General features: G+C 65.8%; 13 protein-coding genes and 1 tRNA gene. 2 read left to right on the forward strand and 12 right to left on the reverse strand.

Annotated features, from left to right (window positions below):
- Positions 1 to 596: 596 nt before the first annotated feature.
- Together CHINAEXTREME_RS08835 and CHINAEXTREME_RS08840 are read right to left on the reverse strand one after the other, a co-directional pair.
- A tRNA-Thr gene (locus tag CHINAEXTREME_RS08835) sits at positions 597 to 670 on the reverse strand.
- An 83-nt stretch (positions 671 to 753) separates the two neighbouring features.
- Positions 754 to 1,746: a class I SAM-dependent methyltransferase gene (locus tag CHINAEXTREME_RS08840; protein WP_007143174.1), complete on the reverse strand. Its 993-nt coding sequence runs from the start codon at positions 1,744 to 1,746 to the stop codon at positions 754 to 756.
- A gap of 137 nt (positions 1,747 to 1,883) precedes the next feature.
- Here CHINAEXTREME_RS08840 and CHINAEXTREME_RS08845 point away from each other — a divergent pair, with 137 nt between their 5' ends.
- Together CHINAEXTREME_RS08845 and dph5 are read left to right on the forward strand one after the other, a co-directional pair.
- Entirely contained in the window at positions 1,884 to 2,315 is a 432-nt protein-coding gene (locus CHINAEXTREME_RS08845) for a Rieske (2Fe-2S) protein (RefSeq protein ID WP_007143175.1), read from the forward strand.
- Between the two features lie 57 nt (positions 2,316 to 2,372).
- Positions 2,373 to 3,161 carry a diphthine synthase gene (dph5, locus tag CHINAEXTREME_RS08850; protein ID WP_007143176.1) on the forward strand — a complete coding sequence of 263 codons (789 nt, stop codon included), beginning with the start codon at positions 2,373 to 2,375 and terminating at the stop codon, positions 3,159 to 3,161.
- Positions 3,162 to 3,189: 28 nt separating this feature from the next.
- Here the strand turns inward: dph5 and CHINAEXTREME_RS08855 are convergent, their stop codons facing one another.
- The 10 genes from CHINAEXTREME_RS08855 to CHINAEXTREME_RS08905 form a co-directional block, all read right to left on the reverse strand.
- Positions 3,190 to 4,209 (reverse strand): ABC transporter ATP-binding protein, encoded by a 1,020-nt coding sequence (locus tag CHINAEXTREME_RS08855; protein WP_007143177.1) that lies wholly within the window; start codon positions 4,207 to 4,209, stop codon positions 3,190 to 3,192.
- 153 nt (positions 4,210 to 4,362) lie between these two features.
- Positions 4,363 to 5,274 (reverse strand): ABC transporter permease, encoded by a 912-nt coding sequence (locus tag CHINAEXTREME_RS08860; RefSeq protein WP_007143178.1) that lies wholly within the window; start codon positions 5,272 to 5,274, stop codon positions 4,363 to 4,365.
- On the reverse strand, positions 5,271 to 6,134 hold the full coding sequence (locus CHINAEXTREME_RS08865; protein WP_007143179.1) for an ABC transporter permease: 864 nt from the start codon (positions 6,132 to 6,134) through the stop codon (positions 5,271 to 5,273). Before CHINAEXTREME_RS08865 ends, CHINAEXTREME_RS08860 begins: the two co-directional genes overlap by 4 nt.
- Before the next feature lie 126 nt (positions 6,135 to 6,260).
- Positions 6,261 to 7,457: an extracellular solute-binding protein gene (locus tag CHINAEXTREME_RS08870; protein WP_010546570.1), complete on the reverse strand. Its 1,197-nt coding sequence runs from the start codon at positions 7,455 to 7,457 to the stop codon at positions 6,261 to 6,263.
- 158 nt (positions 7,458 to 7,615) lie between these two features.
- Positions 7,616 to 8,725: an alpha/beta hydrolase gene (locus CHINAEXTREME_RS08875; RefSeq protein ID WP_007143181.1), complete on the reverse strand. Its 1,110-nt coding sequence runs from the start codon at positions 8,723 to 8,725 to the stop codon at positions 7,616 to 7,618.
- 111 nt (positions 8,726 to 8,836) lie between these two features.
- Positions 8,837 to 9,817: a 3-isopropylmalate dehydrogenase gene (gene leuB, locus CHINAEXTREME_RS08880; protein ID WP_007143182.1), complete on the reverse strand. Its 981-nt coding sequence runs from the start codon at positions 9,815 to 9,817 to the stop codon at positions 8,837 to 8,839.
- 67 nt (positions 9,818 to 9,884) lie between these two features.
- Complete coding sequence (locus tag CHINAEXTREME_RS08885; protein WP_007143183.1) at positions 9,885 to 12,296, reverse strand: S8 family serine peptidase; 2,412 nt, start codon at positions 12,294 to 12,296, stop codon at positions 9,885 to 9,887.
- A gap of 186 nt (positions 12,297 to 12,482) precedes the next feature.
- Positions 12,483 to 13,214, reverse strand: coding sequence for a 3-isopropylmalate dehydratase small subunit (leuD, locus tag CHINAEXTREME_RS08895; protein ID WP_007143184.1), 732 nt, complete (start codon positions 13,212 to 13,214; stop codon positions 12,483 to 12,485).
- On the reverse strand, positions 13,211 to 14,635 hold the full coding sequence (gene leuC, locus CHINAEXTREME_RS08900) for a 3-isopropylmalate dehydratase large subunit (protein WP_007143185.1): 1,425 nt from the start codon (positions 14,633 to 14,635) through the stop codon (positions 13,211 to 13,213). Before leuC ends, leuD begins: the two co-directional genes overlap by 4 nt.
- Complete coding sequence (locus CHINAEXTREME_RS08905; RefSeq protein WP_007143186.1) at positions 14,632 to 14,976, reverse strand: hypothetical protein; 345 nt, start codon at positions 14,974 to 14,976, stop codon at positions 14,632 to 14,634. Before CHINAEXTREME_RS08905 ends, leuC begins: the two co-directional genes overlap by 4 nt.
- Positions 14,977 to 14,990: the final 14 nt, after the last annotated feature.

Genomic DNA, 14,990 nt, shown 5'->3' on the forward strand with positions numbered 1-14,990 from the left:
TCGTGGGTCGCTTCTTCCATCCTCTACCCTCTCTTGGGTGGACTATCCGTCGCAGCGAACGTAAAACACTATCAGCGTATTCAGGTTCAGAAGTTCCTTGCTACCATTGGCAACATCTCTTTCGCAGACTCACTCCCGATGGCCTGACCATTGTCCACCGTCCGCGTCACTCCAGCAGTGAGCAGTGTTCCGTTCCCCGAACTGTTTGTGTTCGACGCCCCATCACGCCGACCATCCCCTGCGAATGGAAGATTGCGACGACGCGAGGTGATCTCACCGCCAGCACTGGCGGTCGTGCAGTCGAAACACAGCTGCGCGTGTGGCTGTTCGGAGTCGGGTGCCTGTTGTACTCTATGCGCGCGATGTCGTTCGAATGAAACGTCCGCTCGCAAAACGTCGTATCCCGAAAACCTGACTCGAGTGAGACCTGTAGCCATCGCCGCCGACCAGGGCGTCCCACATCCAGCCGCGACACCCGTCGTCCATTGCGAAATAGGTTCGTGATGACTCTTAGCAGTATTCGAGGATTGTGGAAACCCACAGCAAGCGACGGGGTCCCTGCTCTTGAGCTGTGGGATTGAAAGGAATGTGATCGAAGCCGGTGGAGGGATTTGAACCCTCGACCTAATCCTTACGAAGGATTCGCTCTGCCAGTCTGAGCTACACCGGCGCGTGCACTCATTCGTAGGACCGATACGGGCAATAAGGGTTGCGAATCGAATCCGTCGTGGGACGTCGTTACGTGGGCGGCGACTACCGCTCGAGTCGCACGTCCAGACAGACGTTCAGTTCGTGTGGCGCGTACGAACGGACCGTATGCCGGGTTTCGACGGTCACGTCGTACTCCGGCCCGGCGGCCTCGCGGATCGCTCGCTCGCCCGGGCCGAAGGGGTCGTCCTCGTGCTGGATGTCGTAGTAGTGGAGGACGCACTCGTCGCCCGCGAGCCGGACTGCCGACTCAAGGAACTCGTCGGCGCTGTGGGGGAGGTTCATGACGATCCGGTCGGCCCAGTCCGCGTACTCGTACTCCCCGTCGGCGGCCACCTCGCGGACGTCGCCGTTGATCGCGGTCACGCGGTCCGCGACCCCGTTGCGCCGCGCGTTCTCCTCTAAGTACTCGATCGCGTCGGGGTTGACGTCGACGCCGACGACCTCCGCGCCGCGTTTCGCGAACGGCACGACGAAGGGGCCGACGCCGGCGAACATGTCGAACGCGTGCTCGCCCGCGACGACTTGCTCGACGACGCGGTGCCGTTCCGTCGCCAGCCGCGGCGAGAAGTAGACCTCCGCGAGGTCGAGGACGAACTCGCAACCGTACTCGCGGTGGACGACTTCGGTGTCCTCGCCGGCCAGCAGCTCCCAGTCCCGGACGCGGGTCTCGCCTTTGACCTTCGAGGCCTTGTTCACCACCGTCTCGACCGGCAGGTCGGACTCGAGGACGGCGTCCGCGATCACCTCGGCGCGGTCGGGGTCGTCCTCGTCCAGCAGGACGGCTTTCCCCAGACGCTCGTAGGATGGATCGAACTCGAGGAGGTCGGCGGGCATGACCTGATCGTCACGTTCCTCGACCGGACGGGCAACGATCTCGAGGTCGTCGTCGACCGCTTCCGGATCGGTGACCGGAATGTACAGCGAGACGTCCTCGACATCGATCTCGTAGTCGTCGTCGATCAGGTCCTCCTCGGCGAGCCGGTGACGCGTCTCCTCGCCCTCCTTGCGGGGCACGCGGACGCACGGGACTTCCATACCCGTAGTCGCCGGCGGGACGCCGTAACGGTGACGTTTCGGCCGATTCCCTTCGTCGGGTTCGCTACACACCGCGGTCCCGACCCGAGAGAACCCCTCGGCGGAACGTTTTCTTGCCTCGAGCGGAAGCTACCGCTATGGGCGCTCGGATGCGACTCACGTCGGTGGAGACGGTCCACGAGGAGGGGTCGTGGCTGTTCACGGCGCGCGATCGGAACGGCGAAGACGAGGAGGTCATTCTGGTCCCCTGCGAGGACGGCGTGGCGGCCTGGATTAACCGCTGTACCCACGAGGCACAGCCGTTCGACATCGGGCGGGGCGCGCCGATCCGGAACGGCGAACTCATCTGTCCCCGCCACGGCTCGATGTTCGATACCTGTTCGGGCGACTGCGACAACGGCCCTGCAGCGGACACGACGCTGCCCTCCGTCGACGTCGAGGTCGAGGACGGGACGGTCTACCTGACCGACGACGACTTCGATTACCTCCGCGAGGGCGGGGGCGGGACCGACGAGGACGGCGAAGACGGGAACGACGGGCCGGACTCGACCTCCCACATCTCGTTTTGACCGGCCGGCGACGGACCGAATCCGTCACCTGAAGTACCGCGGCCCCCAGTCACCGGTATGCTCACGTTCATCGGCCTCGGCCTCTACGACGAGCGATCGATCACCGTCGAGGGCCGGGAGGCGCTGCGAAACGCAGACCGCGTCTACGCCGAGTTCTACACCAGCGAGCTGATCGGCACGACGATCGAGGACCTCGAGGCCCACCACGGCGTCGAAATCGAGGTCCGGGACCGCGCGGGCGTCGAGCAGGAGCCCGACGACATGCTCGAGGCGGCCGCGAGCGAGGACGTCGCCTTCCTCACGGCGGGCGATACGATGATCTCGACGACGCACGTCGATCTTCGCCTGCGGGCCCGCGACCGCGGGATCGAGACCCGCGTCATTCACGGGATCACCGCCCAGACGGCCGCCAGTTCGCTCACGGGGTTACAGAACTACCGGTTCGGCAAGGCGACGACGCTCCCCTTCCCGTACGCCCACGGGGCCGACGGCCTCCCCGGGAGCGTCACGGACACGCTCGAGGCGAACCGCGAGGACGGCCTCCATACGGTGGTCTACCTCGATATCAAGGTCGGCCACGAACTCACCGAGGACGACGAGTACATGACTGCCGACGTCGGCGCGGACCTGCTCGCCGAGGAGTACCCCGACATGGTCGGCGTCGTCGTCGCCCGCGCGGGCAGCCCCGATCCGCTCGTCGAGGCCGGCACGATGACCGAACTCGCCGATCGGGAGTTCGGCGACCCGCTGCATCTGCTCGTCGTTCCCGGCGACTGCCACCCGCTCGAGGCCGACGCGCTGGTCGAACTCGCCGGCGCGGACCGCGAGGACCTCGAGATCGTCTGAGGACGACGGTATCGAGATTCCGTGTGGTCTAGAGGACGTGAACGCGTTCGCCCTCGAGGTCCAGTCGGATCGAATCGCCGACCCCGACGCCGTCGATGCCGCGGTCGAGACCGACCGTAACGAGTTCGCCGTTCGGAAGTTCCGCCCTGACCCGGACGTCTTCGCCGAGGTAGAAGCGATCACGGACGGTCGCCTCGATCGAGCCGTCGGCCGTGAGGGTGAAATCTTCCGGGCGGATTATCGCCGTTCCCTCGCTTACGTCGGACTGGCCGTTACAGTCGACCGTCGCGAACCCGAAATCGATGCGACCTCCTTCAACGGACACGGATAGCGCGTTCGAGGTACCGACGAAGTCGGCGACGAACCGGTTGGCCGGCTGTTCGTAGATCTCGGTCGGTGTGCCGATCTGTTCGACCGTTCCGTCGTTTAACACGGCGAGCCGATCGCACATGACCATCGCCTCTTCCTGGTCGTGGGTCACGTACAGGGCAGTGACGCCTACTTCCTCGAGCAGCGAGCCGATCTCCTGCTGGAGCCGTTCCTTGAGTTTTGCGTCGAGCCCCGTCATCGGTTCGTCCAGCAGCAGAATGCGGGGTTCGATGGCGAGAGCGCGTGCAAGACCGACCCGTTGTTGCTGTCCCCCCGAGAGGTGCCGTGGGTTTTTGTCCGCGTGATCCGCGATACCGACGAGATCGAGCAATTCGTGAGCACGTTCTCGCCTGCGTTTCCGTCCGACGCCTTGCATCTTGAGCCCGAAGGTGACGTTCTCGAGGACAGTCTTGGTGTCGAACAGCGCGTAAGACTGGAAGACCAGCCCGACGTTCCGATTCTCGGGCGGGACGTGCGTGACGTTCTCTCCATCGAACAGGATACGGCCGTCGGTCGGCGTTTCGAAGCCCGCGACGGTACGGAGCGTGGTCGTCTTTCCACAGCCCGAGGGGCCGATGATCCCGAGGATTTCGCCATCTTCGACGCTCAGGTCGATGCCGTCGACTGCCAGTTCCTCACCGTAGCGTTTCGTGATCGACTCGAGTGTGACGTCTGCCATGGGTTGTCAGTTAGTCGCCAGTAGTCGGGAACGGCGTTCGCTCGTCCTCACCAGGGTTGTGACCTGACGAGGGGAGACTGTACTGTTGGTGGTTGTCAAAGTGAACCATACGGGGACCGTTCGAGGGTCGAAAGTGTGACGAGTCAAACCGAGTCATCGTTCGACCGTCGTAAAGCCGGCCTTGCCGAGCACCTGGAGGAGGACGATCACTGCCGAGACGATCAGGAAGTAGACCGAAACTGCCGCGGCACCCTGAAGCACCGGCGATCGGGTGATGTTTTCGAACAGGAACAGTGAGAACGGCTGTGGGCCCCGGGCGTGTACCATGTAGGTGAAGTTGAACTCCGCCGCAGCGAGCGTCCAGGTGATAATCGAGCCGGCGACGATGCCGTCTTTCGCGTTCGGGACGACCACCGTCGAGAACGTTCGCGGCCAGGACGCACCCAGCGAGCGGGCGCTTTCCTCGATCCGCTGGAGGTTCATCGACTGGAACGAACTCTGAACGGTCAGCACCATGTACGGCGATTTCAATAGCGCGTAGCCGACGATGAGTCCAAACGCCGAACCGCCGTACTCCGGATACGTCCGAAGGAAGGCGACGGCGAGGACGATCCCGGGAACGATCGGCAGAATCGCAAGGGTGTTGATCCAGTCCTTCGCGTAGAAGTCGTAGCGAACGAGGGCATACGCGATCGGCACGCCGACAACGACGTTGATTGCCATTCCAGCAGTGGCGAGCCCAGCACTGAAAACCAGGCCGCCGATGACTCCCTGCCGAACGCCGGCCCCGTCTGCGAGTCCGAGGACGGTCAGCCAGTTGTCGACGGTAACGAACCCCCGCGGCAGGACACCGGTCCACGACGTCGCGAACGACGCGACCACCGTCAGCACGATCGGGACCAGCAGGAACGCGAGTGTCGCGGCGAGCACCAGCGTGACGACTCGTGTTCCGATATGTGAGCTAACGTCGAGCCGGCGGATCCAGTTCCGTTCTCTTGCGGTGAACTGTTCCCCGCTCGAGGTCGAATCCGTCCGGCGATCGGTCGTATCGGTCTTCCGGGTCATATTTTCAGGTTCTCGTTATCGATCAGTTTGACCCCGACCAGCGTGAACGCGAAAATGAACGCGAAGTAGAGCAATCCTATCGCTGACGCGGTCGCCAGGTTGAACCCGAGGTCGTGAATCTCGAGATTGATCCGTAGCGTGGCGACGTTCAGTGCCGGCAGGACGAGTACCGTCCCGAAAACGGCAAGCGCCGTCCGGAACGTCAGAATCAGTGCAGCGACGATTCCCGGCCACACCTGCGGCAGCGTTACGTGGTAAAACGTCACGAGAGAACTCGCACCGAGCGCTCGAGCGGCTTCCTCGGCGTCCTCGTTGATTTCGGCGAAGGTGCCTCGAAGCACCATCGTCGACCGCGGAATCAGCGAGAATGCGTAGCCCAGGAAGAGTCCCCCGACGCTCATCGCCGTCGCGAGGTCGATCGGGTCACCGCCGGTAAAGAAGGCAACGGCGTTCGTGAGCAGCCCCGTTCGGCCGAGCAGGACGACGATCATGAATCCGACGACGATCCCCGGCAGCGCGATCGGGAACGAGATCAGTGCGACGAGCAGGCGCTCGAACGGCAGGGAATACTTCTCGAGTGCGTGTGAGATCGCCACCCCGATAGCGACACTGAAAATCGTCGCGGCGGCAGCGAACCAGAGGGTGTTCCAGGCAATCTCCCGGTAGACCGGGTCGGTCACGAGCACCTTCCAGGCAGCCAGACTGAATCCCTCGTTTCGGAACTGGCTCTCCGAGACGCTCATCCTGGCGAGCATCGCGAGCGGAGCGAACGCGCCGAACGTCGCCAACACGAAGTACGGCAGACACATAACGACGATGCGTCGCCGCTCCCGGTCGGCTTCAGTCCGTGGGAACAGCACTGCTCGCCCGCCGGCTGCCGACCGTCGAAGGCTCGCCCGAAGACGGGCCACTCTGTTTGGAGCGTGTGAATCGACAGTACCCTGCGGCATAGTTTTCAATGACGATTGAGAGCGTGAGTCATCGGGTTACGCTTCGACACCCGGTAGCGGACTCCGGTCGAGGATTTCCTCGACGATAGCGTCCTGTTTTTCCAGGAGTTCGACCTGATCGATCTCGAACGTCGCCGCTTCGTATTGCTCGTCCGGCGGGAATTCGTCCGGCGCGTCGAGTTCGTCCGCACGGATCGGGCGAACGAATCCCTCGAAGAACAGCTCCTGAACCTCGAGCGAGAGGACGAAGTCCATGAATAGCTTCGCGGCAGCGGGGTTCGGCGCATCCTCGAGCATCGCGTAGCCGTAGGGTGCGGCGACCGCCCCCTCGCCGCCACCGGGGGCCTGTGGGATGACGACACCGACGTCTTCTTCGTCGATATCGTCGTCGTTGTACTTCGTCGAGAGGCCCCCGAAGTCGAACTCGACGTACGTCGATATCTCGCCGGCGGTGAACTGTCGGTCGAGGTTCCGCTGGTGGCGCGCACCGTGTTCTTCGAGCTCCTCGAGGTACTCGATGAGCGGATCGAGGTCGTCGAGGTCGCCGCCGTAGGCGTGGTTGATCGACAGCATTGCGTTCATCCCTGCTCCTGCACCGGGAACGTTGATCGCGAGGTCCTTCGCGATGTCCGGATGTTTGAGATCGTCCCAGGTCTCGGGCTCGTCGAGGCCGCGTTCCTCGTAGACGTCTTTCCGGTAGTTGATCGCGACGGTCATTTGTCGGGTCGCCGTCACGTGGCCGTCATCGGTCTTGAAATCGTCCGGCACCCGATCCCATCCGGCGGGTTTGTATCCCGTGGTGAAGCCGTCCTCCCACGCCTGGAGGCCGACGGGATAGAACCCGTTGTACGCCGAGTATTCCTGGTTGCCTGCGTTCGCCCGGATGTCCGCGAGAGCCTCGCCGGAAGTCCGCTGATCGTCGTGGAGGGGTATCCCGTATTCACTCTCGAAGGCGTCCATCACGGCGTCCCAGTTCGACCAGCCGGTCTGGACGGCGTAGATGAATAATTCCTCGGGGAAATCTTCGCTGCTGACGGTAGTCTGGGACTCCCCGTATCCGACTTCGACGGTTTCGGACCCGTTTCCACCGTTTGTGGACCCCGTATGTCCTCCATTCTCGGTGTCGCCACCGTCGTTTTCACCCCCGAGACACCCGGGTAGCGCAATGGCTGTGGTACCGGCTACTCCAGCGAGAAATGCTCGGCGCGTCCGTTCGTCGAGTCTGTCGCGCATCGAGTTTACCGTCCCCGACATTATATTAGTAAATTTATAATATATGTAAATATATATTATTCGCGTATATAGTAGTACGAGGTTCAACAAAGAAGACGTTCGAACAGCCACAGCAGGTCCCCAGGTCGAGGGAGTTGCACGCTAGGGGACGCCCGACCTCACTCGAGTTTTCCCTCGAGTTCGCTCATGAACTCGGTGGGGACCTCGACGTGCGGAGCGTGGCCGGTGTTGTCGAAGACGACCTCCTCGAACTCACCGCCGGCGTCCGCGTACTCCTCGAGGACCGCGCGGGTCTGGTCGACCATCGGCTGTGGCGGGAAGACGTCCTCGCCGGGCCAGTCGGGGATCTGTCCCATCCGACCGAGCGTTCCGAGGTCGAACAGCGACTCGTTGGAGACGATCTGGTCCGAGTCGCCGCGGATCCACAGCACGGGCGGTTTCTCCTCGGGATCGATCTCCGTGATCGTCGAGAGGTCGCAGTACTTCGGCGAGATCGCGTTGTTCACGCCCGTCTCGCCGGGGGCAACCCCCGGCCAGTTGTCGCTCTGAACGGCCGATCCCGGGTAGTTCGCCTCACCGGTGGCCGTGTCGAGCATCCCCGTCAGGTACGACTCCTCGCGTTCCTCGTCGAACTCGTGGGTCGGGTCGACGTAGTACGTCCGGAGGATCTTCCGCGGGCTGGCCTCGCCTTCCTCCCCGCGGTCGCGGTCCGCGAGGCCGGCCACGAACTCGTCGTTGCCGATCCCCCCACCCGAGCCCGCGTAGTCGTCGAAACAGGGCGTCCCCTCGAGATCCTTCGTGCCGCCGAACCCGTACGGCGACAGCGGGTTGACGAGGACGAGCCGTCGGACCGCCTCGGGGTTGTCGATCGCGTACCGCATCGCGACCCCGCCGCCGTTCGACCAGCCGACGAGCGTCACCGGGGGTTCGAGGTCGAGTTCCGGCAACAGCGCCCGCAGGTCGGCCTCGAAGTCTCCTAGCCCGTTCGTCGCGTCGACCGGTTTCGTCTCGGTGTCGCCGTAGCCGCGCAGGTCTGGTGCGACGGCGTAGTAGCGGTTCGGCAGGTCGGCCAGCACGTCCTCGAAAAAGCGGGAGGAAGAGACGTTGCCGTGCAGGAAGACGACCGGTTCGTCGCCGGCGTCTCGGGGTTCGCTTCCGTTTCCGTCACCGTCCGCGCTCGCCCCTCCCGACTCGAGGACGTGCGTCTCGAGTCGGTCGGTCTCGATCGTCCGCGACTGGACGCCGGCGAGGGTGTCGTCTCGAGTCATGGCGTGGCCGCCGATACGACGTCACCGGTGATAACGTTCGGGCGCGACCCCTGCCAGTGAGACCGGCGTCGAACCGGGTGAGACGCCACCCTCGCTCGTCGACTGCCGCTCCTATAGCCGGTCGACGATCGCCGCCGTCACGTCTTCGGTCGAGGCGTCGCCACCCAGGTCGGGGGTTCTGGGACCGTCCTCAAGCGTCGTCTCGACGGCCTCGCGGATGGCCGCACCCTCTTCGTCGTAGCCGAGGTACTCGACGAGCATCGCCGCGGAGAGGATGGTTGCGGCCGGGTTGGCGACCCCCTCGCCGGCGATGTCGGGTGCGGTACCGTGGACGGGTTCGAACAGTGCACGCTCGGGCCCGATATTGGCCGAGGGCAACAGCCCGAGACCGCCGACCAGACCGGCTGCGAGGTCCGAGAGCACGTCGCCCGCGAGGTTGGGACAGACGACGACATCGAACTGATCGGGGTCCAGACAGACCCGCGTCGCGAAGGCGTCCATCAGCACCTCGTCGGTTTCGACGCCGTATTCGTCGGCGACGTCCGCGACGGCGTCCCGGAAACGGCCGTCCGTCTCCCGCATGACGTTGGCCTTGTGGACGACGGTGAACCCGTCGGCGTCACGATCCGTGACGAAGTCGCAGGCGAACTCGGCGAGCCGTCGCGAGGCCGACTCCGTGACGACGCGGGTCAGCGTCGACACGTCGTCGCTCAACCGATCCTCGTGGCCAGCGTAGACGCCCTCCGTGTTCTCCCGGAGGAAAACCAGGTCGGTCTCGGGTCGCACCGCGTCGACGCCGGGGTACGCCGTCGCCGGGCGCACGTTGACGAACGAGTCGACGGCCTCCCGCAGCGGGAGGATCACGTCCGCGGCGGTGTCCCCGGCCGCGCCGAACAGCGTCGCGTCGGCCGACGCCGCGAGGTCGTAGGTTTCCTCCGGCAGCGCCTCGCCGGTCTCCGCCTGCACCGCGTCGCCAGCCTCGGCCTCGTGGAACTCGAAGTCGATCTCGAGGGCCTCGAGTACCTCGACGGCCGCGGGCGTCACCTCTTTGCCGATCCCGTCACCCGGGATGACGGCGATGTCGTGAGTCATACCCACCCATCGACGCGGCGCTGAAAAGAGGGTATCGGTCGCGTCATCTTTGCGTGCACGCGCGGCGCTATTCCCGCCCGAGGTGGCCCCTCGCCAGAAGGGCGACCGTCGCGACCGCGAGCGCGACCGTCGCTGTAGCCCAACCGAACCCGGGAACCGCGAGCAATGACTCGGAGAGCGTCACGGTGGCGGACGCACTCGCGCCGCCCTCGAGGGGAGCGGTCTCGACGGCGTTCGTCGTGAACCCGTCCGCGGCGGCCTCGACGGTGTAGGCGTCGCCCGTGCCCGGGACCGGCGTCGCCACCGTGCCGTCCCCGTCGGTCCGCTCGTCGAGTTCGAACGTCGCGCCGTCGCGCTCGAGGACGACCGTGGCGTTCGGGATCGGTTCACCGTCTTCCCGTTCGACGGTCACCTCGAGGGTCGCGTCGCCCTGCAGGGTCACGGATTCCTCGACCGTCGTCACCTTCCCGGCCGTGCTCTCGGGAACCGGGACCGTCAGCGTCGCGTCCTCGTACCCCTCCGCGCGGAGGTCGACCGCGTAGGACTCGCCCGCCGGCACGTCCGCGATCCGGTAGGTGCCGTTGCCGTTCTCGAGGTGGGTGCCCGGATACTCCCCGCGACTCCCGTTCGCGCGAACCGTCGCGTTCCCGACCCCGGTCTCGAAGTGGGCGTCCGCGATGCGCACGTCGATCTCCCCCGCGCCCGTCGGAACGATCTCGAGGTCGGCCCGCTCGTCGGCCTCGAGGGTGAGCGACCGCCGCGCAGTCTCGTATCCGGGCTTCTCGACCGCGATCTCGTACTCGCCTGGCTCGAGGCCGTACCGTTCGAAGCGCCCCTCGGCGTCCGTAGTCGTCTCGACGGTCGTTCCATCCGCGGCGACGAGTTCGACGGTCGCGCCCTCGAGGGCGTCGCCCGTGGTCGCGTCCGCGACGGTCCCGGAAACGCGGGCGTGGTCGCCGGCCGCGTCGACCGCCGCGAGCGCGTCGACGAACCCCGATCCGAACCGGGTGTCGGGTTCGTCCGGTTCGCCGTCCGGCTTCCGGGCCGTCCCCTCGAGCGCGGCCTCGAGTTCCGCGGGCGCGAGGTCGTCGTCCGTCGCGGACTGTATCAGCGCGACCGTGCCCGCGACGTGGGGCGCGGCCTTGCTGGTCCCGCTGCGGGAGTCGTACTTGCCGCCGGGAGCCGTGCTCTCGATCCCGATGCCGGGCGCGACGACGTCCGGGACGACGTAGGAGTCGGGCCACCGCGGTGGCGCGTGATATCCCCAGGCGTCGTCGGTGTCGATCTCCTCGCCCGCCGAAAAGCCGGCGATCCGGTCGGGGGTCGCGCTCGCGCCGACGGCGATCGAATCGTAGACGTTCGCGGGCGAGATCGACGTCCCTTCGCCGCCGTTTCCGGCACCTGCGACGACGACCGTTCCCGCGCCGTTGGCGTTCTCGACCGCCCGGATCACGCTCGGGCGGTACTCCGACCAGCCGAAGCTCATCGTCACGACGTCGGCGTCCTCCTCGATCGCCCACTCGATCCCGGCGAGAATTCGCGACTCTTTGCCGACACAGCGTTCCTCGCAGTCCGTGATGACCGCGCCGTGGAGGAGTTCGACGTCCGGAGCGACCCCCAGGTGGGTCCCGCTCCCGTCACCCGCGCCGACGATACCCGTGACGTGAGTCCCGTGACCGTCGTAGTCGACCGGTTTCGGGGATGGATCGTCGGCGAAGTCCTTCCAGCCGTCGATCTCGAGGTCCGGGTGATCGGCGTCGACCCCGGAGTCGAGGACGGCGACCGTCGTTCCGTCGCCACGGGTGTCGAACTCGTCCCAGAGCCGCGGGACCCGCATGTCATCGAGGCCGGCGGCGTCCTCGTCCTCGTCCTCGTCCTCGTCGGTCGTTACGGTCGCCGCGCCGTCGCCGCTCGAGTCGGCGTTCGGACGCACGACCGTGGCAACCGCGTCATCGGTCCGGACGGCGGTCACGTTCTCGAGCGCCGCCACGTCCTCGAGGGAAGCCCGGTCCGTGTCGACGGTCACGACCGCGACGTTCGTAATCCAGAACCCGCGCTCGAGGTCGACGCCATCGGTCTCGGTTACGTAGCTCTCGAGCGGTTCCTGCGCCGTCGTCGCGTGGGCCTGTCGTGCCGCGACAACGTCGTCGGGAACGGTTTCGGGATCGAACGGCTCGAACCCGACGACGACCCGCACCGTCCCGTCGGCCTCTGCAAGGGCGGGATCGATCGGTGCGGTCGCATCGCCGGACGCCGCCTCGACGGTCGGTTCGGCGGCGTTCTCGAGCGTCGATCCGTCGGCGGGGGAGGGTGAGGGGGACGCCGGCCCGGCCGCAGCAGCGGCGTGTGCGCCGCCGAGCGCGAGCGTGACTGCGACCGCAAGAACGAGGACGAGGACGAACGCAATCGTCGCTGGGGCCGTCCGTCGTCCGACCGTACGGAGACCGATCGGACGGAAATTGATCGGCAGGCGAGACATTATGCGACTCGAGACAGTCAGGCTGGTTAAGACTGTCGCGTATCCCGAACGGACGGTGTCCGTGCATCGTCGCTGTCTCCCGGCGCTCAGTCGTCACCGAAATCGCGAACTCGTCATCGGGGCTGGAGTCGCATCGAGTCGCGTCGAACTCGAGAACAGAATCGGGAAAGCGGCCCTACTCGGGCCCTACTCGGCTTCGGGGATCGCGGCGTCTTCGACGTAGGGCAGTTCAGCGGCCGTTTCGCGAACCGCGTTCGCGTTGGATTTCATCAGCGCCGTGGTGTCCCAGACGCCCTCGACGAGGGCCTTGCGCTGGGCGTCGTCGACGGTGACGTCGACGGTCCGGTCCCCGTAGGTGACCGTCTCGGCTTCGACGTCGATTTCGATCTCGCCATCCGGGTTCTCGTCGACCCACGCCTGGAGTTCCTCGATCGTCTCGGCGTCGGCCGTCACGGTCGGGATGCCGAGTGCGAGGCAGTTGCCCGCGAAGATCTCGGCGAAGCTCTCGCCGATCAGGGCGTCGATCCCCCAGCGCATCAGCGCCTGGGGCGCGTGCTCGCGCGAGGAGCCACAGCCGAAGTTGGAGTTGACCACCATCACCGAGGAGTCCTGGAACCGGTCCTCGTTCATCGGGTGGTCCTTGAGGTCGTCGTCCTCGGTGAACCGCTGGTCGAAAAAGGCGAACTCCCCGAGGCCGTCGAAGGTGACGACCTTCATGAACCGGGCGGGGATGATCTGGTCCGTGTCGATGTCGTTGCCCCGGATCGGGACGCCCGATCCCGAGACGTAGTCGACTGCGGGAATCTCGACCTCGTCGCCACCGTCGGTTCGAACCTCCCGAACCTCGGCGGCGCTCGCGGGTCCGTCCTCCCCGCTCGCCTTTTTCGAGGACTCACTTCGTTCGTCCTCGCGGCTCATGCCGTCACCTCCGTCTCCGGCAGTTCGCGAACGTCCGTCACTTCGCCCTCGAGCGCCGCCGCGGCGACCATCCGCGGGTTCATCAGGACGGTCCGACCGTCCTTCGACCCCTGGCGGCCGACGAAGTTCCGGTTCGAGGAGGAGGCACAGGCCTCGTCGCCCTCGAGTTGGTCCTCGTTCATGCCGAGACACATCGAACAGCCGGCGTTTCGCCACTCGAAGCCGGCCGCCTCGAAGACGTCCTTGAGCCCTTCCTCCTCGGCGGCCCGCTGGACGCGCTGGCTGCCGGGGACGACCATCGCGCGGACGTCGTCGTGGACCTCGCGGCCCTCGACGATCCGCGCCGCGCGGCGCAGGTCCGGCAGCCGGGCGTTCGTACACGATCCCAGGAAGGCGACGTCTATGGGATAGCCCGCCATCGTCTCGCCGGGTTCGACGCGCATGTGCTCCTGCGCGCGTCGGGCGGTGTCCTGTTTGTCCGCGGGCAGGTCCTCCGGGGAGGGAATCTCCTCGGTGATGCCGACGCCCTGGCCCGGCGTGGTCCCCCAGGTGACGACCGGCTCGAGGTCGTCCGCGTCGATGTGAACAGTATCGTCGTAGTCAGCGCCCTCGTCCGACTTAATTGACTCCCAGTAGGGTTTGAGTTCGTCGAACTTCTCCGGGTTCTCCTGGAAGTAGTCGGTCTCCTCGAGCCACTCGTAGGTGGTCTCGTCGGGGTTGACGTAGCCCGCGCGGGCCCCGCCCTCGATGGACATGTTGCAGATCGACATCCGTCCTTCCATGCCCAGCGACTCGATCGCGGAACCGGCGTACTCGTAGACGTAGCCGACGCCGCCCTCGGTACCCAGGCGACGGATGATCTCGAGGATGACGTCTTTCGCCTCGACGCCCTCGCCGAGTTCGCCGTCGACCTGGATCTTCCGCACTTTCTGTTTCTCCATGGCGACGGTGCCCGTCGCGAGCACGTCCCGGATCTGGCTGGTGCCGATCCCGAACGCGAGCGCGCCGAACGCGCCGTGGGTCGAGGTGTGGGAGTCGCCACAGACGATCGTCTTCCCGGGCTGCGTCAGCCCCTGCTCCGGCCCGATGACGTGGACGATGCCCTGATCGCCCGAATCGGGGTCCGAGAACTCGATGCCCGCCTCGCGGACGTTCTCCTCGAGTTCGGCCATCATCTCCTCGGCGGCGTCCTCCTCGTAGGGGCGGGACTGGTCGGCCGTCGGGACGATGTGGTCGACCGTCGCGTGAGTGAGTTCGGGGTAGGCGACCTCGAGGTCCCGCTCGCGCAGCATGCCGAATGCCTGGGGGCTGGTCACCTCGTGAATGAGGTGGAGCCCGACGAACAGCTGGTCCTGGCCGGTCGGCAGCGTCGTGACCGTGTGTCGATCCCAGACCTTGTCGTACAGCGTCCCCTCGCTCATTCCTCGGCCTCTACGTCGGGATACTCGGACCCATACTCGTGCTCGCCGCCCCGCTCGAAGACGTCGTTGGCGTCGTCGGCGTCGTGTGGCGGTGTGTGCTCGACGTCTTTCATCGTCTTCGACGTCGGTTCGGCGTCGGCGCTCGTCCGCTCACCGTTCCCGTTCGGGTCCGTGGCAGCCGGTTCGCCGCCGTCGGTCGCGACGATCGGGCCGCGGCTGAACAGGTGGCCGGCGGTCTCGCCCGTGTAGGGGTTGGTGTGGCTCACGCCCGCCATGGTGTCGTTCGTGTTCCGTTCTCGGTTCCGCGTCGCGTTCGATCGGTCGGAGTCGTGTTCGCTCATCGTTGGATGGTGGT

Origin of the sequence: Halobiforma lacisalsi AJ5, assembly GCF_000226975.2 — an archaeon.
Lineage (GTDB): Archaea > Halobacteriota > Halobacteria > Halobacteriales > Natrialbaceae > Natronobacterium > Natronobacterium lacisalsi.

What these genes read in the sequence shown, in the direction of transcription:
- CHINAEXTREME_RS08840 (WP_007143174.1), bottom strand. Translation starts at nt 1,746, where the DNA reads ATGGAAGTCCCGTGCGTCCGCGTGCCCCGCAAGGAGGGCGAGGAGACG.
- CHINAEXTREME_RS08845 (WP_007143175.1), top strand. Translation starts at nt 1,884, where the DNA reads ATGGGCGCTCGGATGCGACTCACGTCGGTGGAGACGGTCCACGAGGAG.
- dph5 (WP_007143176.1), top strand. Translation starts at nt 2,373, where the DNA reads ATGCTCACGTTCATCGGCCTCGGCCTCTACGACGAGCGATCGATCACC.
- CHINAEXTREME_RS08855 (WP_007143177.1), bottom strand. Translation starts at nt 4,209, where the DNA reads ATGGCAGACGTCACACTCGAGTCGATCACGAAACGCTACGGTGAGGAA.
- CHINAEXTREME_RS08860 (WP_007143178.1), bottom strand. Translation starts at nt 5,274, where the DNA reads ATGACCCGGAAGACCGATACGACCGATCGCCGGACGGATTCGACCTCG.
- CHINAEXTREME_RS08870 (WP_010546570.1), bottom strand. Translation starts at nt 7,457, where the DNA reads ATGCGCGACAGACTCGACGAACGGACGCGCCGAGCATTTCTCGCTGGA.
- CHINAEXTREME_RS08875 (WP_007143181.1), bottom strand. Translation starts at nt 8,725, where the DNA reads ATGACTCGAGACGACACCCTCGCCGGCGTCCAGTCGCGGACGATCGAG.
- leuB (WP_007143182.1), bottom strand. Translation starts at nt 9,817, where the DNA reads ATGACTCACGACATCGCCGTCATCCCGGGTGACGGGATCGGCAAAGAG.
- CHINAEXTREME_RS08885 (WP_007143183.1), bottom strand. Translation starts at nt 12,296, where the DNA reads ATGTCTCGCCTGCCGATCAATTTCCGTCCGATCGGTCTCCGTACGGTC.
- leuD (WP_007143184.1), bottom strand. Translation starts at nt 13,214, where the DNA reads ATGAGCCGCGAGGACGAACGAAGTGAGTCCTCGAAAAAGGCGAGCGGG.
- leuC (WP_007143185.1), bottom strand. Translation starts at nt 14,635, where the DNA reads ATGAGCGAGGGGACGCTGTACGACAAGGTCTGGGATCGACACACGGTC.
- CHINAEXTREME_RS08905 (WP_007143186.1), bottom strand. Translation starts at nt 14,976, where the DNA reads ATGAGCGAACACGACTCCGACCGATCGAACGCGACGCGGAACCGAGAA.